Origin of the sequence: Cedecea sp. VD22 (genome assembly GCF_037150195.1) — a bacterium.
In the GTDB taxonomy this organism is placed as follows: Bacteria; Pseudomonadota; Gammaproteobacteria; order Enterobacterales; family Enterobacteriaceae; genus Cedecea.
Genome location: NZ_JBBCPX010000088.1, coordinates 1 through 255 on the forward strand (window position 1 = coordinate 1; position 255 = coordinate 255).

A 255-nucleotide genomic window follows, 5' to 3' on the forward strand; every position below is an offset into this window, starting at 1 on the left:
GTACTCAAAGTAGAGGAGATTCATGCGGTAAATATCAGGGCCAATGTCGTGCACCCGACCGACACTCTGGTTCGAGTACGCGTTAGAGCCACTGAAAACGCGCTCGGAAGCCGTGAGCGTAAATATAATGCTTTGGTAACCCGGCATACCATTTCCTACAACCTGAACACGCAGTCAGTTGACTACACGTTGCGAGCTTCGCGCTCCTTTGCAGATGCCGTGGCACACACTTGGTTAATCATGGGTGAGCAGTCG

1 pseudogene is annotated in these 255 nt (G+C 51.8%); it reads left to right on the plus strand.

The features are described from left to right. Nucleotides 1-255: pseudogene (locus WFK85_RS23755) on the plus strand (phage tail protein); the annotation flags it as partial.